Below are 26,617 nucleotides of genomic sequence, written 5' to 3' on the forward strand. Positions count from 1 at the left end.
TCATGGCACGACGCAAACCGGCAGACAGGCAGGGGCGCAGGATTCGCCGGCGGCGGGAGCGAGGGTATCGCACGGCGAAGGAGCTGATCGGCTACGAGGCGATGCTCTCCAACGGGATCGCGTATCTGGGCGACGACCGGTGGAGCGTGACCGTGCGCATGTCCGACATCAACTATGAGACGGCCACGCGCGAACGGCAGGCGCAGCTCATCAACGCGTGGGCGGAGTTCCTGAACACGTTCGACGGCTCCACCCGGCTGCAGGTCACCTGCGTGACGCGCACGCTCGACGCCCATGACGTGATGTCGATGGTCGGTATGCGATTGGACGGCGGCCCGTTCGACGCGCTGCGCGCGGAATCGAACCGGATCATGCTCGCCAAGCTCGGAGAACGCTCCCGCAACGCGGTCACCGACAAATACCTGACGATCACGATCACGGAAGAGGACCCGGAACGCGCGCAGGCCACGCTGAACCGACTTGTCAAAACGTCCGAAAGCCAGCTTTCCACGTTGGACGGATGCAAGATCACGCCGCTCGGCCGAGGCGAACGACTGCGCCTGCTGGCCCTGCTGCTGCGTCCGGGCGAACCGTTCCGCTACGACGACAAGCTGGTCGAATCCGGCCGCGCCACGTCGAAGGACTTCGTCACGCCGTGGTGCGTGGACGCGACGGACGCGCGCGTATTGCGACTGTCGAACGCCGCGGGCGACACGCTGCGCTCGACGTTGTGGATACGCGACTTCCCGCCGATCATGTCCGACCGGCTGATCGCCGAACTGACCGGTTTGAAGACCGAAGGCACGGTGTCGATTCATCTCGCGCCGTACGATCGCAGCGTCGGCGCGGAACTGGTGGACCGCAAGATCGCCGAAATGGACATGCAACGCCTGGAGGAGCGCCGCAGGAACATGCGCCGGCACATTCCCGCCGACGAACTGCCCGCCGACCTGCGCGACTCGTTGGAGGAGGCGCATAATCTTCGCGACGAGATGCGCCGGTCGAACGAACGGCTCGTGGAGGCGCTGGCGGCGGTCACGGTCTCGGCCCCCACACGCCCGCTGCTTGACCAGCGGGTCAAGGACGTGCTCGCCGCCTGCCGCAAGCTCTCCTGCACGGCCGAAACCCTCGCCTGCATGCAGCTCGACGGGTTGAACGCAAGCCTGCCGTTGGGCGTGAACCCGCTGCCGATGCGACGCACGCTGACCACGAGCAGCGCAGCGATCATGATGCCTTTCACGAATCAGGAGATCATGGACGAGCAAGGCGTGTTCTATGGGGTCAACGCGCGCAGCGGCAACGCGCTCATGGTCGACCGCACCCGCACCACGATCAACGCGAACGGGTTCGTGCTCGGCACCACCGGAAGCGGCAAATCGCAGGCCGCGAAGGCCGAAATGACCGCCTTGTTCCTGTCACGGCCCGACGACGATCTGATCATCGTCGACCCCGAACATGAGTACGCGCCCCTGTGCGAGGCGCTGCACGGCGCGAGGGTGATCGTCAGCGCCGGTTCCGCCGACCGCATCAACCCGATGGACATCACGCTCGACGCCACACTGGACGGCGACCCGATCCGCACGAAGGCGAACGCGGTCATCTCCATGATCGGCGCGCTCATCGGCGGCTCCGACGGGCTGAACGCCGCGGAACGCTCCATCGTGGACCGGTGCACACTGGGGCTGTACCGCGAATACCGCAACAATCCCTCCCTGCCGCAACCCACCTTGGCCGACCTGCATCGCAGGCTCGTGGCCAGCAGCGAGCCGGAGGCGCGGGGGCTGGCGCTGAGCCTCGAATCGTATACGCTCGGCAGCCTGTCGGGCTTCGCCGGCCAGACCACCGTGGACACGTCCAACCGGTTCACCGTGTTCGACGTGGCCGCGTTGGAAGGCGAATTGAAGACGTTCGGGATGATGGTCGTTCTCGACCATCTGTGGAACCAGGTCGCCCGCAACCGGAAAGCGGACCGGCGCACCTGGATCTATGTGGACGAGTTCCACCGCATGTTCTCCAACAGGTACGCGTCCGAACAGTTCCTCGACATGTTCAAACGCGCCCGCAAATGGGGTCTCGGCATGACCGGCGTCACCCAGAACATCGAGGAACTGCTCGCCAGCAAGGAGGCGCGGTTCATGCTCGCCAACTCCGCGTTCCTGCTGCTCATGAACCAGACGCCCACCGACGCGGCGAAACTGGCCGACATGTGGCATCTGTCGCCCGAACTGAAGGAACGGTTGGGCGGCGCACGCCCCGGCGAGGGCCTGCTCAAGGCCGGTGAGGCGTTCATCCCGTTCGACGGGCGCATCCCGACCGATTCCACGCTCTACCGGCTGTTCACCACGAAATTCGGGGAGACCTGATGGTCGAACTCATGGACCCTCGGACCGGCACCGCCGGCAAGCTCACCTCATACACCGGCCGCATCCGCGAAGGCGAAGGACTGACGGGCCGACTGCGCTCGACCACGGTCAGGCTCGCCGGCGACGCCGCCGCGCTCGGCCGCAACACCATGCAAACCGCGACAGAGACAACGGACGAGCATGAGGAAAACGGTATCGACCCGGCTGACGCGATCCTTGATGTCGGGCAAGGGCTGCGTTCCGCCGGCCGACTTGTACCAAACACCGGCAGACGCGGCGGGCAACATGTTCGGCGACCGACGACCACGACGGAGCCATTGAACGATATCGCCGATGCCGAACCGACCTTGGATGTCTTCGCGGAACCGGCAGACGGCGGGCCGATCATGAACGGTCCGGCTCGTCATACGCCTGTCACGTCGTCATCCGGCACGGCTCCGAGCCCCACTGCCACGCTGAGCACGCCGCCCGGCAGCACCCGCGGCGTCGCACGCCGGCTCGCGCAATCCGGAACAACAGGCGGGATGCGCCGTGCGGGGAACACGGCGCACGGAACGGCCGGAGGCATACGTTTCGCGTCGCCATTGTCCAGATTCACGCCCGGCTCCACGGGTTCCGCGACGCGTGGCACCAGAAATACCGCCAAGGGAGTGGCGAAGGCGGCGGACGGCTTGTCCAATCTCATGCGGGCGGCCGTCGACGGCGCGCGCAGGATCATGGCATCCGTCGTTTCGGCCGTGACGGGCGCGGTCGGCATGCCGGTGTTCCTATTGGCGACGGCCGCGATCATGGTGCTCGCGACGCTCATGGCGCTCCTGTCATGGCTGCCCGGCTTCAACGCCACGCAGCAGGGCTGCGCCGGCGGCGACTGTTCCGTCACCGGCAGCGTGATCGGCTCGCTGGAACCGCCATTGGTCATGAACGGCGACGATTCGGCCGTGAACGTGGACGCGATGAACCTGCCCGAAATCGTCTCGTACGAGCGCTGGCAGTGCACATGGTGGGGCGCGTCCCGACGCGAGCAGATCGGCAAGCCCGTCGACCCGTGGATGGGCGACGGGCACATGTGGCGTGCCAGCGCCGAACGGTTCGGTTATCCGATCGACAAGGCTCCCCGCCCCGGAGACGTCATGGTCTTCCAAGCGGGCACGCTCGGCGCCGACGACTACTACGGGCACGTCGCCATCGTCGAGGAAGTCAACGAAGACGGCGACATCATCATCTCCGAAAGCGGCGCCGCAGCAGCCCGCGTCACCCTGCGCACGCTCACCGCGCAGCAGCTCGCGGACAACCGGGCGAACATCGACTTCATCCACTGACCGAACCACATCATGCAAAGGAGCATCCATGAACAATCGAGACCCCAAACGCAATCTGATCATCATTGTCACGGTCGCGCTCATTCCAGTCATCCTGCTCGGAGCGGCATGTCTGCGCACGCTCATGCCCGCACGGCATACGGTCGCCCCGATCGTCGTGCGCAACGATCAAAACCGGACGGTCGAACCGAAATCGGATACGACGGTCAACGGGCAGAGGATCGACGTCTACCGCACGGACGAAGCGTGCGTGCTGATGGCGCCGCTCGCCGTGCAGGCGTACGTTTCCGACCGGGACGACCGCGACCGGAACCTGAGCGACCTGTTCACCGAGGACGCGGAAGGCCTGCAGATACCGGTCGAACGCATACGCCACGACGACGCCGGTTCGCTTGGCAACGGCTACGTGAAGGTCGCCATCAACGACGACGCGGCCGCATGCGTGGTCGAGACCGAGTCCGGCGTGATCTGGGAGGTCTACTACGCGGACTTCGACCGTGACGGCTACAAGGCCAGCAAGATCATCAGCCACGACAGGGAACGCGCCTACGTTCCCGACACCGACGCCCTGTAACCGGCCACGCGTCACGGAAAGGAACAAGATCATGACCGACGTACCGTTTAATCTCGGCCCGTCCAGCTTCCCCGCCATCGATGACGAAGATCCGGGCGCGACCCAAGTCCTCGGTATGGATGCTCCGCCGCGACGATGCGAAGGCTCCACGGCCAACATCGCTCATAATGCCGCCGATGCCATGCCTCTGAACCTCGGACCGGACGGATGCCATGACCGCAACGATGACGAGAACGATGACGGGTATCCCGGTGCCGACAGCGGTCGGTTCGCGCCACGATTGCCGGAAAACGCCGTCAAACCGGCGGTGGTCGGATTGGCCGCGCTGCTGCTGGTCGGCGGCATGATCGCGGGCGTTCGCGTCATCACCGCGACGAATCATGTCGCACCGACTATCCAACAACCGACGCAGGCGGACAACGAACGTAGGCAAGCAGAACGTCTGCATGATGCAATGACGGTCGCAAAGGCGCTGCTCGAACGCATCAGGCGCAGTCCCATCGCCGATCGAATCGACCCCAGCCAGCTTGAACAGGCTATGGACGATCAGGACATCGAACACATGGAAGCGCTCACCAAACAGCTGGAAGCCTCATACGCTACGGCGCTAGACGACACGACCAGTCAGACGTCCGAGACCCTCGGCGAGGCGATCGGCCGAGCCGACAAGCTGCGCGAAGCGCCGGAATCCGACGAACATGCACGGCTCAATCAGCTTGCCGACACATGGCGCGACAAAACCGTCACCGAGGAGAACCTGGCCGATGCCATCGCAGCCGTACGCCAAATCGCCGACCTTGCCGCGACGGTCGAATCGCAGCAGGCAAAAGCTGAGGAAGCGGAACGGCAGCGGGAACAACGCGAGCAAGAGGAACGCGAACGACAGTCCGCACAGCAACAGTCCACGCAGCAACAGGCGACGGCACCGACGCAGCCACAGCAGCCGCAGTACCAGCCGTCCACGCCGCAGCCAGCACCCTCGTGGAACGTTCCCGGCCAGCAAACAGATCGCCTACCCAACCGGGATGGCAGCCTCTGACAGCAGGCACGGGATCACATGCAAACGCGAACGCAACCCCGCGTCCCGACCCGGCACCAACCGTCACGTTTCATGCAAACGCAAGCGGCCATTCCCGACCCCACGCCAACGCAAGTTAATCCATCCAGACCGTCGGCATATCCCCGATATGCCGACGGTTTACCTTTGCCCAGCGGATCGTCACAATATCTGGACATGGCAGGAGGCGCCGAAGGTGACGCTATCCTTGATATTTATCATCACATCGAATCTGGAGGTCAGATATGGTCAGGTCCGACGCAATAGATAATGCGCAAAGTAGTGATGGCTCCAGCCATACCTCTTCAGGAACGGATCTGGAGCGCCGCAATCGGGCTGATGAGGGAGCGGCACTGCTTGGTCAGGCTCGTTTTGGACGTTATCTTGATGATGCCGCCGGCGATGTTGATCTTGCCATAGCCTTATGCCAGTGGAACCAACGATTCGCCGGCATACTCCATTCGCAGCTTGGCTATGTGGAGCTTGCTGTGCGCAACACACTGGATCGCCAACTACGCGAACTGTCCTTCCGGGAAAAAGGATCACAGGACTGGTGTCTTCCGGGCAACGCCCCGGATCTGGTCAACAGACTCATCCGAGGAACACTTCATGATGCCAATGATCGTGCACGAGCCGATGCTCGTCAGCGAGTACGCCGTGGTAGTCACCGTGCTAATGCGGAAGTCATCCATGACGACGTGCTCTCCCAGTTGATGTGGGGCACTTGGGTTAAGCTGATAGGCAACCCGGAAACCAGCGAAAAGACTTTGGACCAGCAAGAGCTGTGGATGACAGCCACTCGGAATGCTTTTCCTTATGCGTCTGATGGGGAAACTGGACGCATCAAAACCTCTCTTGGGCTGCAGTACATCCGTAGGGTACGAAACAACGAAGCGCATTACGACAACCTGTACAAGGAAGCGCGCAATGTCAACAAAATCATCGGTACGTCCATGTCCCTGTTGAACTCAATCAACCCCGCGTTCACACAAAACTGGATAGATACGGCGGCGCTACGTCGCGCTGCCAGAGAATTGAACACGATCCTTTCTGCCAAGTGACAAAGCCACCCGCTCAGAGGTTTCTTCAAGACAGTTTTTCTGGTACGATTAAATATGCCTGGACGGGGTGAGTCCCGTCTGTGACTTCGGAATGCCGGCTCCTTGAGCCGGCATTCTTGCTTTCAATGAGTCGTGCAGAAACAGAAAAACCCTTGGAAACATTGGCTTCCAAGGGTTGAACTGTGCCCCCTGTGGGATTCGAACCCACAACCCACAACTTAAAAGGATGCTGCTCTAACCGTTGAGCTAAAGGGGCAACAGCACTAAGATACACACCTCCGCCAGACAATCCAAAAATCGGCGTGGCGGGACGAATTCACTGGGGAGACACTGGAACCTAACCTGTCAGCGTTCTTTGAAGTAGGTGAAAAGGTGTCGTTCTTTGATGTGGAGGGTGGTGATGGTGGTGGCGAGTAGGTAGGCGGTGTTGGTGGTGATGGTGGTTTGTATGGCGTTGAGGGTGATGGCGGTTCGGTCGGTGGCGTCGATGAGGAGTCTGGCGGCGGTCATGTCGATGGGCAGGCTGATGGCGGTGGCGAGCAGGATGGTGATGCCGGTTTCGATGATGATTTGCGTGGCGAGTGCGGGTTTGGGAACGCCGCAGTGCAGTGCGGAGGCGATTTCGAGCCGGCGGCCGCGTATGAGCAGGTATCCGATAATGAGGGCGATGAGCGCGCCGCAGGCGGGCAGGATGCGTGTGGAGCGTTGCCGGTAGAGGGTTTGTCCGTCGAAGCCGTCGCCTTTGGTGGTGTTGAGCTGGCCGAGGGTGGGCGCGTCGTCGCCGGTGGTTTTCGCGTTCGGGGTGAGGGTGGACCAGAGGGCGTTGCGGGTCTGGCTGGTTTGCGGCCAGGTCTTGGCCCAGCAGGCGTCGAACGTGCCGGTGGCGGGTGTTTCCTCCATGAGCGCGTACGCGTATCCGGGGGTGCGTCCGTCGTCGGGGTATTGGTAGACGCCCTTGACGTGTGCGGTGCGTCCGTCCGCGAGGCCGATCGTGCCGCCGGTGGTGGTGCCGAGCGTGTCGGCGACTTGCTGGGAGGCGATCAGCCCGGTCGTGTTCGCGTCCTGTTTCGTGTCGAGGAGTTTGGCCAGTCCGGGGGTGATCTGGTAGAGGGGCGTGGTGGTGTCGGGCAGGGCCGCGAGGGTGAGCGGGTCGGTCGCGCGGATCGCTCCGGCGGCCTGGACGCCCGTGAGGCTGGTGAGGCGTTCGCAGGATGCCGCGTCGATGCCGTCGGGCGCGTTGAGCACGAGGATGTTGGCCCCGGATTGCCGGTATGCGTTTGCCTGGTCGAGGATGGCCGAGCCGGCGGCGATGTCCATGACGCCCATGCCGGCGGCGGTCAGGGCCAGGGCGAGGACGGCCGGGGCGAGGCGGGCGGCGCCGCTGGTGATGGAGCGCCATGCCTCGGAGATGACGGAGGTTGCTTTCATCGTGGTGTGGTTCATTGGTAGTTCTTCAGATCGATGATGTCGGTGCATGCGTCGCGCGTGTTCGGGTCGTGGGTGGAGACCACGACGATCGTGTCGTTGCGGGCGATGCGGGAGAGTGATTCGCTGACCTTGGCCGCGGTGTGCATGTCGAGCTGGGCGGTGGGTTCGTCCACGAGCATGAGCGAGGGTTGGGCGGCGAACGCGCGGGCGAGCATGAGGCGCTGGGCCTCGCCGCCGGACAGTTCCGCGAACCGGCGGTCGGCGACCCGGGTCAGGTTGAACCGGTCCATGAGCGTGCGCGCCTGTTCCTCGGCGTCGCGGCGCGGGAGTCCTTGGGCGAGCAGGGGCAGGCTGACGTGGTCGATTGCGGTGCGTTGGGCCACGCCGTGCGGGTTCTGGAAGATCCAGCGCATCGAGTCGATGCCCTGTCGGGTCACTTGGCCTTCGGCGGGCGTGGTCCAGCCGGCGATGATGCCGAGCAGCGTGGACTTGCCCGCGCCGCTCGGCCCGGTCAACGCGTACACGTGCCCGGGCACGAGGCTCGCGGTCAGATCGTGGAACAGGATCGGGCCGTCGGCGTACCGGTGGCCGACGTGGTCGAGGTCAACGCGCATCGCACGCCGCCTGTCCCGGATCGGCCTTGATGCGCGCGGGCGCCTTGCCGTCGATCGTGACCAGCGTGCGTCCCAACGAGCTGCCGGCCACGTGCGCCTTGACGCTCGTGCCGTCGGTCGCCACCACGCACCCGTCGCTGCCCTTGAGCCCGGTGAGTGCGGACGCGGGCACCGAGTACACGCCGATCGGCTTTTTGAGCTTGTAGGTCACGGTCACGCTTGTAGTGTCCTCGCCGTCCTTGCGCGCGCCCGTGTACGTGGACCATCCGGCCATCGCCTGCAACGCGGCCGTATCCGACACGATGCCGTCGTCGCCGATGGGATAGTCCTTGCCGTTGATCTCGACCACGCGATCGCCCTGGATGCGGCCGTCCGGCAGGGACGCGGCCTTGACCGACGCGACCCCGGCCAGGCTGCGGAACGCGGGCGAATCCGTCGAATCGCCGGTCACGGTCGAACCCAGCGACGCCGCGCACGACACGCTCATCGCCTGCGCGGGCAGCCACACCGCCAACGCGCGGGAGAACGCGCCCTGCTGGACTTTGACCGTCGCCGCGGCCGTGCCGGCGTTCGCCGCGTACAGGCGACGCCACGCGTCCCACGTGGCCCAGTCGAACACGCCCGACCGGGAGCCCCCGTAGCCGAGCACGGCCAGCTCGTTTTGCAACGCCGTCACGTCGTCGCCCTTGTCCCCGTACGCCAGATCACGATACAAGGGCGTGTCCGTGTGCAGGCTCACCAGAGGAGTGCCGTCCACGTCGTACTCGTGCGAGCCCGAACGCACCACGCCGTCCGCGGGACACGACGCGAACGTGACCCTGCCCGACACCGGGAACGCGACCCCGCCGGCCGGCGACGCCGTCACGTCCACGTTCAGGGAACGCGCGTCGTCGAAATCCTCAGACCCCAACGCGAGACTCCCCGCATCCGGGGAAGCCGACAGGGACGGCGGCGTCGCCATCCGCTCCAACCCCACGGCCAATCCCATGCCGGCCGCCAGACACGCGACCATGCACGCCGCCACGAACCCCACGCCGTTCACCCGACGACGTGTGCGGGCACTACTATTCTTTCCGGATCGAAACACGAGCATCATCCCCTCTCTACTTGCTCGGGTTCGCCAGGCACTGGGAGAACGCGTCCGACGACGTGTCCAGCTTCGACGACCCCTCGGGCTTGCCCATCTCGGTCAGGTAATCCTGCTTCGTGAACGAGTCCGGCACCAGCTTGCGCCGCTTGAGGCAGCCCACGACCAGTTCGATCTCGTCCGCGTTCGACGGGTTCTGCACCATACGCTCGTACAGGTCGCGGATCTGCAGGTTCGTGCCCTTCGCGCACGCCATGCTGTCCTCGTTCGCCTTGGCCGAATCATAGTTGTCGTCCGTGTTCATGTGCTCCTGCATCAACCCGGTGGACTGGTCCGTGTCGAACTCCACGTCATCGCCCTTGGCGGCCATGCACTCCTGGTACTTCTCGTTCGCCTCCCGGTAATCCGACTCGCTGATCCTGCCCGCCTTGACCGCGCGCTCCAACACCCCGCGCTCGAAATCGCTCGACGCCGACTGCAACGCCTGCTTCAACTCCGCCTCATACGACGACGATCCGGAAGACGACGAAGACGAGGAGGAAGCCCCGTCCGACGCGCCGGCATTCCCGGAACCCGGCATCGAACACGCCCCCAAACCCAACACCACCGACAACACGTCGGCAGCCGCAACCACGCGCAGCATCCGCTTCGACAGCATGATGATGTGCTCCTTTCGTTTGAACATTGACTTGACGGGAACACACCGTAGAAGCCGGTTCGATGGGATTTGGCGGTTCCGACCCGGTTCCGACCGTTTTTGACCGATTTCCGACCTCGTTCGCCACGGCCGATATGATGTGCCGCAACCAACCAACCGGAAAGGAGACGTCGATGCGCGTGCTGGTCGTCGAAGACAACGTGAACCTCGCCGACGTGGTCGGCATGGGCTTGCGCATGAAGGGCTTCGACACGACGGTCATCTACGACGGACGTGACGCGATCGACGAACTGGACGACAGCCGGTGGGATCTGCTGATCCTCGACCGTGACCTGCCCGGCGTGCACGGCGACGAGATCTGCCGGCGGCTGCGGGCGCGACATGACCCCGTCCACATCCTCATGCTCACCGCCGCTTCCCGCACCAACGACATCGTGCAAGGCCTGGGACTGGGCGCGGACGACTACCTGACCAAGCCGTTCGCGTACGCGGAACTGCTCGCCCGCGTCGAAGCCGTCCAACGCCGACTCGGTCTGGCCGATACGGGACCGTTCGTGCGGGGCGGCTTCCGGGCCGATTTCCACACCGGCGACATCAGCATGAACGGCGAACCACTGCGATTCGGCCAACGCGAGCTCGCCGTGCTGCGCATGCTGGTGGAGGCGCACGGCGCGGTGGTCGGCGTCGACCGGCTGTACGACGAGGTCTGGCAGGACGACCACGCGCATGCGAAAAGCATCGTCAAAAGCACCGTGTACACGCTACGGTCCAAGATCGGCGACCCGAACCTCATCGAGACCGTACCCGGACAGGGATACCGCATACCATGAGCCGGCAGCACACCACACGCAAGCCGCGGCCGCGCATTCTCCGCCCCTCGCAATGGTCGACGCGAAGCCGTCTGACCGCCACGATCATCATCGCGTTCCTGCTGCTGACGGCCGCCGTCACCACCGGCACATTCCTCATCGTGGACCGGCAGCTGTCCACCATAACGGTCGGCGGCATCGACACGAGCATGGACTCCGACACCGCGGACGAGTCGCTCCGCCAGCCGTCATCGCACGATCCCGACGGCGACGATTCCGGCTACACGTCCATTCACGTCAACCAGGACAGGGGAGACGGACTGTCGCTCAAGGCGACGGCGGGCGACAACCGGACGCGTGATCTCATGCTCGCCACGACCATCGCGCCGATCCTCACGTTCGGCGTGCTGGCGGCCATCCTCACCTGGACCATAGCCACCAACAGCCAGAAGCGCATCAACACGGTGGCCAAGCAGATCACGAACGCGGACGGGCCACTATCCGCACGCCACGCCGTCAGCATCCCGGAACGCAACGACGAGGCCACGACCATAGTCCACGCCTATAACGCCATGCTCCACGATCTGAACGATGCCATCGAACGGGAGCAACAGTTCATCGCCAACGCATCCCACGAACTGAAGAACCCGCTCGCCGCCACCTCGGCCGCCCTCGAAATACCACTCGACGCGGGACTGTTCGACGACGCGACCCGCCCATTCGTGCAAAAGGCGCTCGATGCCAACCGCAGCGGAACGGCGCTCGTGCTCCGACTGCTCGAACTCGCCCGCATCCAACACCTCGACCACACGGACCTCACCAGCATCGATCTCGCCGACATCGTCTTGGATGTTCTCGGCAAGGAGCATGACGCCCTTGCCCCACTGACGGTAACGACATCGCTCATGCCCGCAACACTATCGGCGGACCGCATGCTCATCAACCAACTGGCCACGAACCTCATCCTCAACGCCGCGCAACACAACATACCCGGCGGCAGCATCGGCATCACCACCGCAACCAACCATGACGACGGCAACGGCAACGACTACGCGACGCTCACCATCGCCAACACCGGCAAAGACCTCACCCAGATCGACCCGACGGAACTGCTCGCCACATTCAACCGCGGACCGGACAGCAGAATCAGCAACCGACACGGCACACCCAACCACGGGCTCGGCCTATCCATCTGCGACGAAATCGTCCGACTCCACCACGGCACCATGAACCTGCACGCCAACCCGCACGGAGGCTTGACCGTCACCGTACGACTGCCGATAGAGTGTGCCGGCCAGTAGTTTTTCTGTATTTATGTATGTAAAGAAACAAAGAATCAAAGAAACACTGCTGACGTGGCCGCTTGCCATGTTGCGACGAGGGCGCATTACATCGGTATCTTGCGGCTGCGGAACGGGCGGACGCCGCGCAGGATGTAGATGCACTCGTCGGTGGGCAGCAGGCCGAGCTCGTCGGGCTGCATGAGCTCGCGCTTGGTGCGCCGCCAGCTCACGCTGTACGAGCCGTTGACGCCCTTGCTTTCACTGTCGTCCATGACGTCGATGGTCTGGGAGCCCAATCGTTTGGACACCCATTCGAGCGTGCTGGTTTCAGTACCGCCAAGGAAGAGCATCGAGTCGCAGTTGCCGACGATGGTCTCCCAATCATCGCGGTACATGGCCTTGCCCTGCGCGTAGTTCTGGATGATGACCGAGCAGGAGATGTTCCGGCTGCGGATGGTGGCGATGAGCCGCTGGAAGTTCGGGATACGACCGACGTTCGCAAACTCGTCGAGGAAGCAGTGCACCGGCAATCGCCGCGCCGAACAGTCGGAGATGTTCGCATGATCGGCCTGATACACGTTGGACTCGAACAGGCATTGGTAGAGGATCGCCGCGAGGAACGAGAACGTGTTCTCCGTATCCGGCAGGGCGAGGAACACGGCGGTCGGTCGCAAAGCGATCTCATCCAGCCGCATGTCGTCGCCGGACAGGATGCGTCGCACGCTACCGACCTGCAATGGGGCGAGTCTGACGCCCAGGGAGATGATGATTGACTTCTTCGTCTCGCCGGCTCCCTGCTGGAATTTGCGGTACTGGCGTGCGGCGAAGTCCAGGCCTTCCAGCGTCTGCCGTGATTCGGCGTCATGCCGGCCGGGGTTTGCATGGTATTCGGCGACGAGTTCACGCGCCGCGTCGAACATGAGATCCACATCGGATTGCATGGTTTCGTCCGCTTCGCTGGCTTCCATCCGGTCGAGCATGTCCGTGACCCGGTTCAGATCCGGCTCGTCCTCGGAGAACCGCACCCATGCGATGAGCGCGTTCAACAGGTTGCGTTCGGCGCGTTCCCAGAACCCGTCGCCGTTGCCGGGCTGCCGGTTGTTTCCGGCCGTGTTCGTGATGATGTTTTCCGTCAGACGCAGGATGCCGGCTTCTGGGTCGGCCGGGTTGAGGTAGCGCATCGGATTGAACCGGTCGGAACGTTCAAGATCGATGAGATTCAGACAATGGATCGCGTATCCTTTGCCGCGCAGCAGCTCGCCGACCTCATTCTGTATTTCGCCTTTGGGATCGGTGATCGCATACGACATGTTCGCCTGCCGCAGGTTCGGCAGCACATACCGTCGGGTCTTGCCGGAACCGGACGAGCCGATCGCCAGCACGTTCAGGTTGCGTTTCGTCACCCGCCCATCAATGCCCAGTGATTCCGTTGCGGTCATCAGCAGATCTCGCCGGCCGCCTTGCCTGAACGGTTTGATGTCGGCCGGCGTGCCCCACTTGGCCGAGCCGTGCTCCTCACCCTCGCGGAGATCACGTCGCATCGACCACCGATACAGCCATGCCAATCCGACGGCGGCGACCGCGCCCAGTCCGGCAAGAAGATCGACCTGGTGCAGGGACAGAAACAGCGGGCGTTCCGTTATCCCGATGAACATCCGGTCGATGATTTCGCTGATGGACAGGCCGGCCGTCATGTCGCCGCGCACTTGCAGGCACACGCGATTGCCGAGGTAGAGCAGCAGGCAGGCGGACAATATCGTCAGACAGATTACGGGGAAACGCTTCATCGCACCGCGCCTTCCATTAGTCGCGCACGCTGCTCCGACTGTTTGCGTTGTAACCGTTCATTGGTGCGACGCCTTAGTGATTCCAGCACCATCTCACGGGTAAGTGATGCAGCATCCTGGTTCGGTTGGGACGTGGCCTGAGACTCCGTCGCATTCGGCAGCAGTTCGGCGGCGAGTGGTGTGACTGAGATCCGACGGCCGCCGTTCGATGAGCCGGCGCCCGTATTTTCCGTCATTGTTTCGCCTGACGCAGATGCCACCCCACAAAGGTTATCCACAGAGTTATCCACAGAGTTATCCACACAATCGATGACGAGCATGTTCGTTCCGTGCCATTCAATGCTGGATGCCTCGTGCTCCCCGCACATCAGTCGGTCAAGCCGTGTGAGCGTCATTGACATGTTCCGCTCGATCATGACGGTTCCTTCCAGTTCATTGACGTGGAAGCGGCGATCATGTCCGCGTTCACCCGAACTTCAGTGTGGACGATGTCGTGGGATGTGTTGCCGGCGTCGGTCCAGCCGCTTGCCACGATCAGGTCGCCTTGTTCCAGTTGTTGCGCCTTACAGTACGAGGGCATTACGGAGCCGCCTTGTATGATTACTGGCTCGGCCAAACCGCTCGGCATGCGCACGCCGACCCTCAGCTGCACCAGTTCGCTGCCCGTGGCGGAGATCGTGAACACCGGGTCGGCGAGGAGTTCGCCGCGTACGATCATGTATCGTTTCGTTCCCATCCTGAAAACCCCTATCTGCTCTGAGAACGGTTAGGTTTCCGCGTCGCGACCGGTTGCACCGGCTTGCCGGTGAGCTTGCGTTCGATCCGTGCACGGAGTTCCGCGAGCGTGTCACGCCGGCTGACTTTCCGTTCCCCACATCGCACCGTCGGCTTCGGCGAAACCGGTGCACGCGGTTCCGATGGAGCATGTTCTGGCATGGTCCGGCGATTGGCCTCATCGGCGGTGGTCGTAGTCTCGCCATGTGCAGCCGGTGATGATACGACCGGGGTTTGCGGCGGCTGCTCATCGTCCGATATCGGCTGTGCGGATTGTTCCGCCACGACTGCCGGGGATGCTTCGTCGCGCCGCTCGGCCGTTGCGGTCGGGACACGCGATCCTGACTGAGCGGCATCGGAAAGCGTTGGTGATGATTGTTCGGGTTTCACCGGTGTAGGCTCCCGCGGTTCATCCCGGCCTGGGTCCGTTGCCGGCTGCACCTGCGTATCCTTGCTCCCGAGTTGTTCGACCGGCCTCCGGCCGTCGATCCGCAGCTCATAGCCGACATCCTGCAGTGCACGTCGTACCGCGTGCGTCACATGATCGAGATCACGCCCCTCGAAATGAATCCACGTTGACTGACTATCACGCTCCACCGAATACCGCACGCCCGCGCGACGTAGACTGCGTACCACTGCACGCACCTGATGCCGCTCCAACTCGATCGCATGAATATCGCCGCCGGTCAGGCGTTGCAATCGTTTCTCGCTCATCCGCCCGGTATCGCGGCCTCGCCGGATCACGCCGCGCATTGCCGACAAGCCGCGCCCGCCCAATCGCAGAAACCAGCCGGCGGTCTTCTCGCCGACCCACAGCGCGAGACCGCCGCCGGCGCGACCGACGCCCATAATAATCTGTCTGCCGGTGTCTTCCAATCGTTCCTCGATCATCGTTGATCCTTTCCGTGTATGAACCGTCGTCTATTCGGGTTGGCGGATATGCCGCCGCTGTTTGACATGCTGGGCCTGAGCGCGCACGCGACGCAACGTGTCCAGTTCGCGAGCCAACTCGTCGAGTCTGCGTTCACGCTCCCGCAGTTCAACAACCGCCTTGTCCGACGGCGGTTCGTCGCCGTCCGTTTCGGCCGTGTCGCAGACCGCGACCAACTCCGCCTGAAACGCTTCCCGCTCGGCCTCGATGCGCCGCATCGTTCCGGCGATCGCATCGTCCACTGTGGTGCCATCGGCGACGAGACGACTGGCCGTATTCAGCTCATTTGCCAGCTGGTGCAGTTCATCGAGTCGACGTGCCTGCATCGCGTACCAGCGGCGCTGCGCATCCGATTTGCCGACCGTGACCGGCATCCGCTCGCGTACGACTGGCTCCAGCAGCATGGGCGGACGGGAGAAGTACCCGTACAGGTCTTCCGCACGCATCTGCTTGACGTAACGGCCTCGCCGGCCCGTGACGACCTGCTGCGATGCCGCCGGCAGGTACGCGCGATACGTGTCCCCGTCGCGCACGATCCGCGTCAACGGAATCGTAATCAGCAGTCGTCGTCTCGTGCCGGGCAGCCATACGCGTACCGCGTTGTCGGTTTGTTCGGCGATCATCCGACGGTTGAAGCTGATCGGCATAACCGTATGCCGGCCGATGCGGGCCATAACGTTCGGCTCGTCGTAGGCGCGTCCCAGTTTCACGTCGCGTACACGCAGCCCGCTCGCCATGTCCGTGAACGTCAAGTGCCGGCCGCGCACGACGACCGTCACGCCGGCGCTGTTCAACTCGCGTGCGAACGAATCGAAATCGGTGGAGGCGCCTGCGGCCGTGTCGATCGCGGCGCGAATACGATCCTTGATCGCGTCGCCTTTCGCCGACGCATACAGTTCCGCGAAGCTCACGCCATGACGGCGTCGCTCTCGCGCCGGTTTCAGTTCGGGCAGCACGTTCAGTCCGGTTTCCCGGCACAGCCGGTCGCTGATCTCGCGCAGTCTGCGTATCGTCGCTCCCGGTTTGGTGCGCATCTTATGGAATGTCACGTCACTGGTTGCACAGATGATGATGTGGTTATGCGTGTGTCCGCGATCGACGTGCGTGGCGATCACGTACCGGTATTCGCCGCCGGTGAACGCATCGGCGAACCGCACACCCAATTCGTGCAGTTCCCGCGCGGTCATGCGTCGACTGTCCTCTGGACTGAACGATTGGATCACATGATGCGCAATCACGCCGTTGGCTCGATTCCCGCCGACCGACTGTTCGACCGTGTCCATCATGCGCCGCGCCAACTCCGCGGGGTTCGTTGCATCGTCGCTGAAGTTCGCCGAGACCAAAGCGCCATGCTCGGTCTTATCGGGATTGGCGATATAGGCGATCGCCTTGTGCAGAGTGACGGTGATCTGACTCATGTTGACGACCGCCATCGCGCCGCCTCCACCGCTTCGTCACGCTCCCGGCACATGCGCAGCAGCAACGCCGTCAGTTCGCGCTGGCTGTCCAGCACGCGCGTCATATCGCCGCTCGTGATCAGCCCTGTCGCGTTCGCCACATGGGCGATCTGGTTGATGTTGTTGCCTATACGCGCCATGTCCGCGCGAACCATGCCGGGGTCCAGCGCGACCGTGACCACGACCGTATGCGCGTCGATCAGCAGCGCACGGGCATGGGCCGAGAACGACAGGACTCCGCCGCGTGATCGTTTCACCCGCTGGTAGAAACGGTTCGCCTCGGCCCACTCGTCGGGAGTGAACGTGACCGTCTTGCGACGGCAGCGATTGGGGTGCGAGTCTTGCCAGCTCATGGCCATCGCCTATCGGGTCGCGGGTGTCCCGCGGCGGATGACCGACAGGGAATCCGCGCAACCGTACGTACGGTTGCAATGCTTGCTATTCCCTGACCTGACTCAAAAAACAATCCGGGACCACCACCTGAACATGCCATGACTAACCTCGATTCCTAACGCCGATACCGGCGATTGAACCGCATCATCACAGCGCTGATGGTCACGCAAGGATAATCACGCTGCGACATCGAGCACACAGCCAAAGGAGGCGAGAATGGCCGTCGGAAACCGTCGCAAGGAACGCGCCGACTGGGTACGCAAATCACTTGAAGAATACAAGGCACAGCTCAAGGAACGGGAGAATCGCACCGCGGCGCTGTACGACGCGCTCACCGATTTCACCAGAGCATTGGACACCGCACGACCGTTAGTCCAGGACTACACCCGCGACTACGGGGTATCGCGCCGTGGGATCGGCGAGCAGTTCGGGCTCACACAGCGGCAACTCAGCGCATTGTTTGAACCATTGACCGATGCCGGTGCGACGGTAGATGACGCTAGGCCACAAACATCCGAGACGGCTGTGATCCCGATTGAACCGGAATCACAGCCCGAGTCTGTTGCCGTTATTGTTACGGAGTCAGTTGCATCGACAGACCATATCGCCGACTATGAGCAGCCGCCAAATTCAGGAATCCTTGATCGTCTTATTGATCACTCCAATGCTGGAGATTCGAGCAGACGTTATGAGCCTTCCGAAGATAGATCCTTCATGTATTGATGCGGCCATCTGCATCAAAGATGCTAGAGATATGTGCCATTCGCTCATAGCTCTATGCTTGATGACTCTTACAGTTCCACCAGAACTTGTCAGTAGTTAATCATTTCGAGTTCCGGTCCCATGTCCTCGGTCTGGGTGCGGCCGGTCTCGTGGAATTCGATGTGCCGGTAGAAGCCCTGCGCGTTGTCGTTGAACCCGGCAATCCACAGCGCGAGTCGGTCGTTGCCGATGGATTGTTTGCCGGCCTCGACCAGCATGCGCCCGACGCCGTGCCGATGCCGGTCGGCCAGCACGGACAATGAGGCCAGTTCCACCGCTTCGGGACGGTTGATCGGCGGGCGTGGAGTGCGCAACAGTTCCGCGAACCCGATCACGCTGTCGTCTAAAGATGACGGATTCCGCTTCGATTGGCGTGAATCGCCAGCATATGGTCATCATGGAATCCGTCCGGCATGGTGCCGGTCGCGGAATCCTGTGGTGGTTTGTCATGAATCCGTATCCGAATGATCACGTTAACCGGTCGTGTCAAGGTCGAACGCCGGTCATCGTTCTTGTGCTGGTGCTGTTGTGCGGAGTGCTGGGCATCGTGACCGTGCCTCCGGGGTCGACGCCGGACGTGTGGGCGCACGTGTACCGGGTGGACGCGATGCTCAACGGCGACGTAATCGCCCGCCCGGTACGGGCGATGTCCGACTATCATCCCAACGCGGCGCACAACACAGGCGGCTGGGTCAATGATGACGTAATCGCGTTCTCGCTGGCCAATGACCGTCATTATGTATCCGGCTTGGTTGATGCTGCGTCCATCACCGTTAATGATGGGCATCGCAGCGAGGTGCCGTTTGATAACACCGCCGTGTACCCGCCGATCGCGTACCTGCCTCAGCTGTCCGCCTTCGTTGTCGGACGGCTGCTGCATCTGAATGTGACATGGCAGTTCTATCTCGCCGAAGTATTTCAGTTGGCCGTCTATCTCATGGCCGTGTGGATCGGTTTGCGTGTGCTGGCCGGGATTCCTTCGTCGCGTTGGTTTCGGATGTTGGCCGGGTTGTTGGCTGTGTGTTTGGCGTTGCCTGATTCGTTCATGTTCTCTCCCGACTCGACAGTGGTCGCACTGTCTCTGCCGTTGACCTGCATGCTGATCCGCTGCCTGCAAGCCGACCGGCTCGAAGCCGGCGACTGCGTGCTGCTGATCGGCCTGACCGGGATATTGGCGTTGTCGAAGTTCGCATATGCACCGTGCCTGCTCATGGCTTTGATGCCGATAATCACTCATCGCCGCATGCCCATGCGTTCACGGCTTATCCTCGTCGCCGGGTGCGTGTTGTCGGTTATGTTGTTGCTGACATGGTTAAAGTTTGGGACCGGGTTCGCTACGAACCCGTCTCGTGTTCCGTACAACGAGGTGCTGCGACGGCAACGGGAACTGCTGGCTGCCCCGCACAGGTTCCTGCCGCGGATGTTCTACAGTATCGTCCGTTTGCAGGGCTGGTCATGGTGGGAGCCGCCACTGCTATTCCTGTTCTGGATGCTCGCGCTTGCGGCCTTGATGTTGACCGTCATCGTATGGAGACGTGATCGGCAACGTCTGCTGTTCTGGCTGATGTCGTGGACGACGATCATGGGATGCGTGACGCTGGTGTATGTAGCGATATGGACGCAGTTCACGCTGACCGGGCAGGCCGGCGTCGTCGGCATCAACAGCCGATACTTCCTGCCGCTGGTGCCGCCGCTGGCCATGCAGTGTGCTGACGCATTACACGCGATCAGAGAGAACCTCGCACGGTAATTGGTTGCCATCGTTCGAGGGGTCGCCGGTATCGGTATGAATCGGCTTCATCAGCTGCGATTCAATCGTGTTGCAATCAGATTTTTGGCTTGGCTGTCGGATCGCCGACTTCGTTCTCATCCAAACCGACGGCGGTGAGGAAGCTGCCTTTCAGATCACTGCCGTCCATCTGCCAGCGACGATCGTTGATCGTGACGGTGGGCGTGGAGAAGCCGCTCTTGCCCGGCGCATAGAGTTCCGGCCGAAGGATCGTATAGTCGTCCGCCGCCTTCAGCCATGCCCGGTACCGGTTTGGCCATCGAAAGCTTTGTCCACTGTTGCCTTGTCTACGCCGGCGTCGAGCGCCTGCTGTTTGAGCCGGTCGTCGGTCACGCTGCGGTATTCGCCGAGTTCGCCGGGCTGAAAGTCTTGCGCGTAGATGTTCATCAGATATCCGAGCAGATGGTCGGGGTTCGGATCCTGCTGCGCGATCGTGACGGCCGCGTTGAACGCGCGGGTCGAATACTCGTCGCTGCTTTTGTAGTCCTGGAACGTCATGAAATGCAGGTCGAGATTGATCTGCCCCGCGTCCAGCATGCTCTTGATCGTCGGATCGAGCGTACGGCTCACCAGCGCGCAACCCGGGCACAACGGTTCCAGATACATGCCGACGGTCGGCACGTCGTCGATCCTGCTGCCGTACCCGTTCTTGGAGATCAGGATGCCGCCCTGGTCGTCCGCGAGCGACGGCTTGACCTTGACCCTGCGCAGGGCGTCATGTGCGGCCTGTTCCGATTGTGGGGCGTCCTCCGTCGCGGAGCGATTGACCGACATGCTGCGATACAACGCAACACCGCACACGACCAGCAGAACGGCGATGATCGCGACGATCACGCCAATCGGAGAAGTATTCGTCAACCAAAGACGACACGAGACGGCGGTAATCACTGCTTGTTGGGGTTACTCATCACAAAAACAAGCAGCTTCGCGTCGGCATCAGAGTCCTGCTCCTATGACTGCGATTCCAGGTAGTGTTTCCTAGCGTCGAGATTCGCGATGATTCCGCAGATGACGAGCCAAGCGACGAGGAGGACGGCAAGGCCGAGGAGTATCCACCACCAGATCATGCTCATGGTATTGACGTCACGGGTCGCGATCATGCCGATCAGCAGTCTGCCGGCATCAGAGAGACCAATACGCCACTGCCGAGGAACACGAACGCATACTTGCGGTGTACGTACTCCCACGTCTTGTTCGAGGCGATGGTCCAACGGGTCTTGATACCCATCTGGTAATTCCTCTCCAATCGATCGTTCTTCGCGAACCCATACAGGGAGAAACACCACCGGGCTATCGGCAGGAATAAACCAATCAGGCAAAGGAGCATGGTCTGGAATCCTTTCTGGCACTACACCATTTCAGAGATAGCTGGGCAACGGGCGTTGGCATCGTTTGTTTGGCTCACCAGCTGCGCGGCATCGGGTTGTGAGCAGCTCAGGGCGACGGCTGTATTCTTGGAGACGCTTGTCTGGGCGAAGGCGGACATGGCACGTGCTTTGCTCCTCATAGGAGATCAGTTGACGATATCGTCAGCTAATCCAGTGTTGAACGTACGCGACGATACCCAGCAATGCGCCCGCGCCCACTCCAAGGAAGACGGGTCCCCATCCCCTCAGCCAATCCGCGAAACGGTTGGATGAGGACTTTGTATGGTCATCCGTCGCAGGATTCGTTCCGGTTGAGTCCTTCTGCTGGTTCATGGCTTCTCCTGTATATTTCGGTAATGGGTTTTGACGACGATTGAAATCACCACATACAGCATGCAGGCCAAGGCCAAGCCCAACGCCAGATATGTCAGCCATGTAATGCCGAACACCAAGGCGATGGTGAACATGTTGACGCACAGGTTGATGCAGATGAGGAATGTTATCTTCGCGGCAGTGGCTTCGGATCTATCGGCGAGTAACCGGTCATGGGCATCCGGCTCCAGCCGTTCGGCCACTTTGCCGCGATATGCGAATCCTCCCGCGGCAAGCGAGCCGGCGCCCAGCAGGAGAAACACGATCGCCATTGATCCGGAACTCCAGAACCACTTCACAGTCCATCCGTACCGGATAAGACCGCATGCGGCCAATACGATGGCATACAGCGCGCAGGTTCCGGCCGCCGCGAACAGACGCCATCGCCCCTCGCCCGCGCCCGTATGCCTCTTGATGGGGTCTTGCACAGTGTCACCGATCATGGTCATTCTCCTCTTCGAGGCCCGGCATCTTACCCATACCATCCATGATGGCCGAAAAAGAGGAATCAGGCCAGTCAGACAGGAATCGTGTCGTCCAAAGACGACACGAAGTGAATAGATTCGCAGCTCATTGGATCCCAAACCGTCTTTGACGGCAAATCTTTCACTGCTGTTCCTTAGAAGATACTTCGTGTGATTCCCCGTTCGTATCTCTACCGCCGGATGCCCATACGAGCAGGGCTCCGGCGAGGGAGACGACGATGACGCCGAACACAGCCGTGAGCGTGATGGTCTGCCGCAGGATCACAGCGGCGATGATCACGCTCATGGCCGGGTCGGTGGAAAACAGAGTGCCGACCACACGCGCCGACGTGATGCGCCCGGACAGCGTGTCCATCGTGTAGGGAATCGCCACGCCCAGCACTGCCGACGCTGCGATGACGCCCCATTGGGAGGGCGTCGCATGCGTGGCATGGCTAACCGATACCGGCAGCATGACGAGCGCGGCCACCGTGACCGACAGGGCAAGCCCGTCCAGTCCGGTGCCCGCCTTGCCGACCTTGTCCGCGAACAACGTGTACAGGCCGAAGCAGAAGGCCGAGCCCACTGCGAACAAGTAGCCGGTCGGGTTGAAGTAGCCTCCCGGCGTGAATGAGATCAATCCCACACCCACCAGCGCGACCACCGCGCACAGTCCCTCGCGCCAGTGACGAGATCCGGCTAGGGCGACCACGCATGGGCCGAGGAATTCCAGGGTGACGGCCACGCCCATCGGGATGCGGTCGATGGCCGAGTACAGGCAGATGTTCATCGCCGCCATCGCCAGCCCGTAGACCACGATGCCCAGCCATTCGTCTTTCGGCCGGCCGGTCAGTTTCGGACGGATGAGCGCGAGCATGACGGTCGCGGCGACGAGCATGCGCATCGAACTGACCGGAATCGGCCCCAACGCATCGAACAACGACGCCGACAGGGACGACGAGATCTGAATGCCCAACGAACCGACCATCACCATGCCGGCCGCGGCCGCCACGCGGCCACGCTTAGAATGCAGTATGCAATGCTTTTCCAATCGCGATTCCCCCAATACGACCATCCCGCACAGCCCATACGCCGTCAATGGTAATGATCGTCGGGAAAGCATAATATCTGGCGTCAACCATGGATGACATGGATATCGGGGCAGCAGGATCACTCCGACGACAGAACGTACGGCAGGGTCGCGTGCAGTATCCAGGTGCCGTCTTCGGCGGATGTGCTGATCGAGCCGCCGAGGGATGTAAACCGCGTGCGGTGCAATGCCAGTCCTTTGCCGGAGTGGGGTTTGTCCGGCAGGAGGGAGTGTTCGGCGATGTCGTTGACCTGATCGACGGACAGACCGTCACGGTTGCGGCGCACGACTACACGGTATTCGCCGGATGGGTCGCCGTGCACGGCGATGTTGGTGTACAGCTCACGCAGAAGGTCGATCACGGCAGACTCACGTTCGCGAGTGACGTCGTCCGTATCCGTCAGCTTGTGTTCGGGCAGGTTGTCGATCATCGTGGAGTCGCCGGTGAAGCCGAGCTGTGCGAGATACCGGTCGCCGTGTCCCAATACGTCACGGACACGATCGGGGAACGTGATGCAAGACGAAGACGTCGCGGCCGAGCTTCCGATTTCGGTATCGTCGTCGCCGGTACGTTCAGCGTCACCGTCGTCAATGTTGCTTCGCGGAGAGACGCCGCTGCTGCCTTTTCCGATGGAATCATGTCCCTTTCCGGTATCAATGTCATCATCGTTCCCGTCGAGCATGTTGATGACCGTGCGCACCTCGCCGAGCGTGTCAATCGTACGCCGGTACAGGTCATCGAGCAACGCAGCATGTTGTTCATCATCATCCGTCGAACGTGACCGTTCGTAGTCCAGGCGCATGGCCATGTACGCGAGATCGCTCGTCACCGCGTCGTGGATCCGGCTCGCCGCTCGCGCGTCGCGGCGCATGGCATCCACCCGTTCACGTTCCCGCTCGTAGCGCAGCCGGTCCCGTTCCGCCTGTATGGCCGTCGCCCTCCACGACATCGCACGGCCGAACATGTACACGACGAAGAACGACAGCAGCAGCGTCGCGTAATCGCCGAACGGGATGCCGGCGCGGGCCGCGACCATCCACCGCACCGCGGCGATCAACGGCGGCATCAGCCACCACCAGCGCGACCTGCCGTACCGGCCGACCGCCGCCAACGCAACCCACATCCCATAGAACAGGCTCGCACCGCTCATATCCGGCAGGAACGCGCACGCCACATACGTGACCGCGACCGCCACACTCATCGGCAACGGATAGAACGGCAACACCAGCAGACACAGGATATGCACGACCGTGAGCACCGTGGTGGCCACGAGCTGCGCGGGATACTCGAACATCTCCAACACCGTCAGCCCGGCGGACAACAGCACGACGCACCACATGACCGGCCCCACGCCGGCGGCACGGATACGAGCGCCCGCGCGGCGAACTAATTCTGCAACATCAGCCATTCAGCCACCGCCTGCGTCCGATTCCGCGCACCGAGCTTTTTCGCCGCACGCATCACATACGTCTTCACCGACGACTCGCCAACGCCAAGCAACTCGCCGATCTCACGCGAACTCCGACCCTGCGCACACAAGCGCATGACCTCACGCTCGCGATCCGTTAGAGAGGCGACAGTCTCAGCAGTCGCCGGTCGCGTTGGAAGACCATCGGTAACGTCGGTTGTGTTGCACGCCGCAAGCAACACATGCGACTGTTTGGCAGTCGAATCGGACACGTACTGGGTCTGTGGCGTCCGCCCGTTGACCAGTGCGACCGCCGCATCGCAGATGTCCGATACCTGTGCCTTGTCCATCACGCATTGCGCGCCCGCGGCCAGTGCGTCGGCTGCATAATGCTCCAGCGAAAACGACGTGACTCCAATCAGAACGATATCGGCCGTCGCCGTGCGCACCTGCCGGCACACCTCGACGCCGCTCAACCCCTCCAACGACATGTCCACTAGCAGCACGTCCGGTCGGGAATCGGCCGACAGGCAACGGGCGACCGCATCATGACCTCGGCGGCATGCCCATTTCACGTCCGCTTTAGGCAACGATTTCCGAATCAACAGCATCAGCATCTTCAGCGTCAACTGGTCGTTGTCCACTATCGCAAGGCTGAATCGCTCTCGGTCGTACATATGCCATCACCTCGGAACAGACTGGTTAACGGACATCATATCGACGGCGATACACATCGTCTGGCGCATCGCCGTCCAATCTCCTTAATGCCTATCCGTCGCCCGTTCCTCGCGCCTCGTATCCGCGGGCCTGTTCGATGACGGTGCGCAGCATGCGGCCGCTGACGGTGATGTAGCCCTGCGTGGTGGCGAGGCTTTCGTGGCCGAGCAGTTCCTTGATGGCCATGACATTGCCGTTGGAGGTGATGTACGCGGCCGTGGCGAACCTGCGACGCAGGGAGTGTGGCGGGTACCCGGTGGCGTCCTTGACGAGGCGGTATACGGTGTCGCCGCAGATGTGGTCGCAGCCCTTTTCGCCGGGGAATAGCCAGCCGGGGCCGCGGCGGCGGATCTCCCTGGCGAGTTCGTCGCTTAGCGGCACGATGCGGTCCTTGCCTCCTTTGCCGTGGACAATCAGGCTCCAGCCGAGTTCGTCATCGATCAGGTCGTCACCGCGCACTTGGGCGATTTCGGCGCGGCGTAGGCCGGCGTCGGCGGCGAGCATGATGATCAGCCGGGTGCGCGGGTCGCTGCTGTCGCGGCCGATGAGGACGGCCTGTTCTGGTGCGGCTCGTTTCTTGCGCTGTTCGCGTTTGATGGTCGGCATGCCCTCCACGGGGTTGTCGAGACGCTTCCCGTTGCGTTGCGCCCAGCCGTAGAACATGGAGAACATGCATCGGTCGCCGCGTTTGGCCGCATTGCCCAGTCCCTTGCGGCCGAGCCATTTGCGGATGTCGCTGGCCGTGACCTCGCCGGGATGCTTGCCGGTGTGCCGGGCGAACGCGCCGATCTGGTAGCGGCGCAGATTGATGGTGTTCTCGCTCAAGCTGCGCAGTCGCATATCCGCGGACCATTCGTCGACCCAGTCGTTCCACGGTTCGGGCATCATGTTCTTCTTGCTCATCGGGTTCTCTCGTCTTGCTTTCCGATACGCCGACGTGGTCAGGGAGAGACGTGCGGGTATCTGGTCGTCGCCGGCGGTGCGGCGCGTATGGGTTGGTTCGTCCTTGAAGCGGGCCGGCCATCGCTGGCCATACTCGTCCCTTTCCGTCA

The 26,617-nt window shown here is 62.4% G+C and carries 26 protein-coding genes, 1 tRNA gene and 1 pseudogene; 9 read left to right on the forward strand and 19 right to left on the reverse strand.

The window, feature by feature from the left end:
* Window positions 1-2 precede the first annotated feature (2 nt).
* The 5 genes from CUU80_RS06505 (at window position 3) to CUU80_RS06525 (ending at window position 6,374) form a co-directional block, all read left to right on the forward strand.
* The gene (locus CUU80_RS06505) at window positions 3-2,363 is read left to right on the forward strand and encodes a VirB4-like conjugal transfer ATPase, CD1110 family (protein WP_033494423.1); all 2,361 of its coding nucleotides are present in this window, start codon (window positions 3-5) and stop codon (window positions 2,361-2,363) included.
* Window positions 2,363-3,682, forward strand: a complete 1,320-nt coding sequence (locus CUU80_RS06510; protein WP_051923826.1) for a CHAP domain-containing protein — start codon at window positions 2,363-2,365, stop codon at window positions 3,680-3,682. The genes CUU80_RS06505 and CUU80_RS06510 overlap by 1 nt, the downstream gene beginning before the upstream one ends.
* A 28-nt stretch (window positions 3,683-3,710) precedes the next feature.
* On the forward strand, window positions 3,711-4,256 hold the full coding sequence (locus CUU80_RS06515; protein ID WP_033494378.1) for a hypothetical protein: 546 nt from the start codon (window positions 3,711-3,713) through the stop codon (window positions 4,254-4,256).
* Between the two features lie 31 nt (window positions 4,257-4,287).
* Window positions 4,288-5,295, forward strand: a complete 1,008-nt coding sequence (locus tag CUU80_RS06520) for a hypothetical protein (RefSeq protein WP_033494377.1) — start codon at window positions 4,288-4,290, stop codon at window positions 5,293-5,295.
* Window positions 5,296-5,558: 263 nt separating this feature from the next.
* On the forward strand, window positions 5,559-6,374 hold the full coding sequence (locus CUU80_RS06525; protein WP_100496521.1) for a hypothetical protein: 816 nt from the start codon (window positions 5,559-5,561) through the stop codon (window positions 6,372-6,374).
* Between the two features lie 183 nt (window positions 6,375-6,557).
* Here the strand turns inward: CUU80_RS06525 and CUU80_RS06530 are convergent.
* The 5 genes from CUU80_RS06530 to CUU80_RS06550 form a co-directional block, all read right to left on the reverse strand.
* A tRNA-Lys gene (locus CUU80_RS06530) sits at window positions 6,558-6,630 on the reverse strand.
* An 89-nt stretch (window positions 6,631-6,719) separates the two neighbouring features.
* The gene (locus CUU80_RS06535) at window positions 6,720-7,850 is read right to left on the reverse strand and encodes a hypothetical protein (protein ID WP_243388675.1); all 1,131 of its coding nucleotides are present in this window, start codon (window positions 7,848-7,850) and stop codon (window positions 6,720-6,722) included.
* Window positions 7,814-8,416, reverse strand: coding sequence for an ATP-binding cassette domain-containing protein (locus tag CUU80_RS06540; RefSeq protein WP_100496523.1), 603 nt, complete (start codon window positions 8,414-8,416; stop codon window positions 7,814-7,816). The genes CUU80_RS06535 and CUU80_RS06540 overlap by 37 nt, the downstream gene beginning before the upstream one ends.
* Complete coding sequence (locus CUU80_RS10985; RefSeq protein WP_243388676.1) at window positions 8,406-9,512, reverse strand: peptidoglycan-binding domain-containing protein; 1,107 nt, start codon at window positions 9,510-9,512, stop codon at window positions 8,406-8,408. Before CUU80_RS10985 ends, CUU80_RS06540 begins: the two co-directional genes overlap by 11 nt.
* A gap of 7 nt (window positions 9,513-9,519) precedes the next feature.
* Window positions 9,520-10,161, reverse strand: a complete 642-nt coding sequence (locus CUU80_RS06550; RefSeq protein ID WP_243388677.1) for a hypothetical protein — start codon at window positions 10,159-10,161, stop codon at window positions 9,520-9,522.
* Between the two features lie 173 nt (window positions 10,162-10,334).
* On the opposite strand from CUU80_RS06550, the gene CUU80_RS06555 reads away from it, so the two are divergent.
* Both CUU80_RS06555 and CUU80_RS06560 read left to right on the forward strand, forming a co-directional pair.
* Complete coding sequence (locus tag CUU80_RS06555) at window positions 10,335-10,991, forward strand: response regulator transcription factor (protein ID WP_033494374.1); 657 nt, start codon at window positions 10,335-10,337, stop codon at window positions 10,989-10,991.
* Window positions 10,988-12,271 (forward strand): sensor histidine kinase, encoded by a 1,284-nt coding sequence (locus tag CUU80_RS06560; RefSeq protein WP_033494373.1) that lies wholly within the window; start codon window positions 10,988-10,990, stop codon window positions 12,269-12,271. Before CUU80_RS06555 ends, CUU80_RS06560 begins: the two co-directional genes overlap by 4 nt.
* Window positions 12,272-12,357: 86 nt before the next feature.
* Here the strand turns inward: CUU80_RS06560 and CUU80_RS06565 are convergent, their stop codons facing one another.
* The 6 genes from CUU80_RS06565 to CUU80_RS06590 are packed head-to-tail and all read right to left on the reverse strand — an operon-like array spanning window position 12,358 to window position 17,555.
* The gene (locus CUU80_RS06565; protein ID WP_033494372.1) at window positions 12,358-14,040 is read right to left on the reverse strand and encodes a VirD4-like conjugal transfer protein, CD1115 family; all 1,683 of its coding nucleotides are present in this window, start codon (window positions 14,038-14,040) and stop codon (window positions 12,358-12,360) included.
* On the reverse strand, window positions 14,037-14,456 hold the full coding sequence (locus CUU80_RS06570) for a hypothetical protein (RefSeq protein WP_033494371.1): 420 nt from the start codon (window positions 14,454-14,456) through the stop codon (window positions 14,037-14,039). The genes CUU80_RS06565 and CUU80_RS06570 overlap by 4 nt, the downstream gene beginning before the upstream one ends.
* Window positions 14,453-14,776, reverse strand: a complete 324-nt coding sequence (locus CUU80_RS06575; protein ID WP_133119398.1) for a hypothetical protein — start codon at window positions 14,774-14,776, stop codon at window positions 14,453-14,455. The genes CUU80_RS06570 and CUU80_RS06575 overlap by 4 nt, the downstream gene beginning before the upstream one ends.
* Before the next feature lie 11 nt (window positions 14,777-14,787).
* Window positions 14,788-15,705 (reverse strand): DUF3801 domain-containing protein, encoded by a 918-nt coding sequence (locus CUU80_RS06580; protein ID WP_033494369.1) that lies wholly within the window; start codon window positions 15,703-15,705, stop codon window positions 14,788-14,790.
* Window positions 15,706-15,735: 30 nt separating this feature from the next.
* A complete protein-coding gene (locus CUU80_RS06585) occupies window positions 15,736-17,178 on the reverse strand; it encodes a relaxase/mobilization nuclease domain-containing protein (protein WP_051923828.1) in 1,443 nt (480 codons plus the stop codon).
* On the reverse strand, window positions 17,160-17,555 hold the full coding sequence (locus tag CUU80_RS06590; RefSeq protein WP_051923829.1) for a MobC family plasmid mobilization relaxosome protein: 396 nt from the start codon (window positions 17,553-17,555) through the stop codon (window positions 17,160-17,162). The genes CUU80_RS06585 and CUU80_RS06590 overlap by 19 nt, the downstream gene beginning before the upstream one ends.
* 256 nt (window positions 17,556-17,811) lie before the next feature.
* Here CUU80_RS06590 and CUU80_RS06595 point away from each other — a divergent pair, with 256 nt between their 5' ends.
* On the forward strand, window positions 17,812-18,318 hold the full coding sequence (locus tag CUU80_RS06595) for a hypothetical protein (RefSeq protein ID WP_033494368.1): 507 nt from the start codon (window positions 17,812-17,814) through the stop codon (window positions 18,316-18,318).
* A gap of 89 nt (window positions 18,319-18,407) precedes the next feature.
* Here CUU80_RS06595 and CUU80_RS06600 read toward each other — a convergent pair.
* Window positions 18,408-18,701, reverse strand: a pseudogene (locus tag CUU80_RS06600) (GNAT family N-acetyltransferase); the annotation flags it as partial.
* 5 nt (window positions 18,702-18,706) lie between these two features.
* On the opposite strand from CUU80_RS06600, the gene CUU80_RS06605 reads away from it, so the two are divergent.
* Window positions 18,707-20,107 (forward strand): DUF2142 domain-containing protein, encoded by a 1,401-nt coding sequence (locus CUU80_RS06605; protein ID WP_100496524.1) that lies wholly within the window; start codon window positions 18,707-18,709, stop codon window positions 20,105-20,107.
* 270 nt (window positions 20,108-20,377) lie between these two features.
* Here the strand turns inward: CUU80_RS06605 and CUU80_RS06610 are convergent, their stop codons facing one another.
* The 7 genes from CUU80_RS06610 to CUU80_RS06640 all read right to left on the reverse strand — a co-directional run bounded on the left by CUU80_RS06610 (window position 20,378) and on the right by CUU80_RS06640 (window position 26,468).
* Complete coding sequence (locus CUU80_RS06610) at window positions 20,378-20,980, reverse strand: DsbA family protein (RefSeq protein ID WP_133119399.1); 603 nt, start codon at window positions 20,978-20,980, stop codon at window positions 20,378-20,380.
* A 271-nt stretch (window positions 20,981-21,251) separates the two neighbouring features.
* Window positions 21,252-21,473 (reverse strand): SdpI family protein, encoded by a 222-nt coding sequence (locus CUU80_RS11105; RefSeq protein ID WP_100496526.1) that lies wholly within the window; start codon window positions 21,471-21,473, stop codon window positions 21,252-21,254.
* Window positions 21,474-21,842: 369 nt separating this feature from the next.
* Window positions 21,843-22,328 (reverse strand): hypothetical protein, encoded by a 486-nt coding sequence (locus CUU80_RS06620; protein ID WP_100496527.1) that lies wholly within the window; start codon window positions 22,326-22,328, stop codon window positions 21,843-21,845.
* A gap of 163 nt (window positions 22,329-22,491) precedes the next feature.
* Complete coding sequence (locus tag CUU80_RS06625) at window positions 22,492-23,400, reverse strand: EamA family transporter (RefSeq protein WP_243388678.1); 909 nt, start codon at window positions 23,398-23,400, stop codon at window positions 22,492-22,494.
* Window positions 23,401-23,519: 119 nt separating this feature from the next.
* Window positions 23,520-24,848, reverse strand: a complete 1,329-nt coding sequence (locus CUU80_RS06630; RefSeq protein WP_100496528.1) for a hypothetical protein — start codon at window positions 24,846-24,848, stop codon at window positions 23,520-23,522.
* On the reverse strand, window positions 24,827-25,525 hold the full coding sequence (locus CUU80_RS06635; RefSeq protein WP_033494361.1) for a response regulator transcription factor: 699 nt from the start codon (window positions 25,523-25,525) through the stop codon (window positions 24,827-24,829). The genes CUU80_RS06630 and CUU80_RS06635 overlap by 22 nt, the downstream gene beginning before the upstream one ends.
* 91 nt (window positions 25,526-25,616) lie before the next feature.
* Entirely contained in the window at window positions 25,617-26,468 is an 852-nt protein-coding gene (locus CUU80_RS06640; protein WP_100496529.1) for a tyrosine-type recombinase/integrase, read from the reverse strand.
* Window positions 26,469-26,617: the final 149 nt, after the last annotated feature.

Source organism: Bifidobacterium scaligerum (genome assembly GCF_002802865.1).
GTDB lineage: Bacteria > Actinomycetota > Actinomycetes > Actinomycetales > Bifidobacteriaceae > Bifidobacterium > Bifidobacterium scaligerum.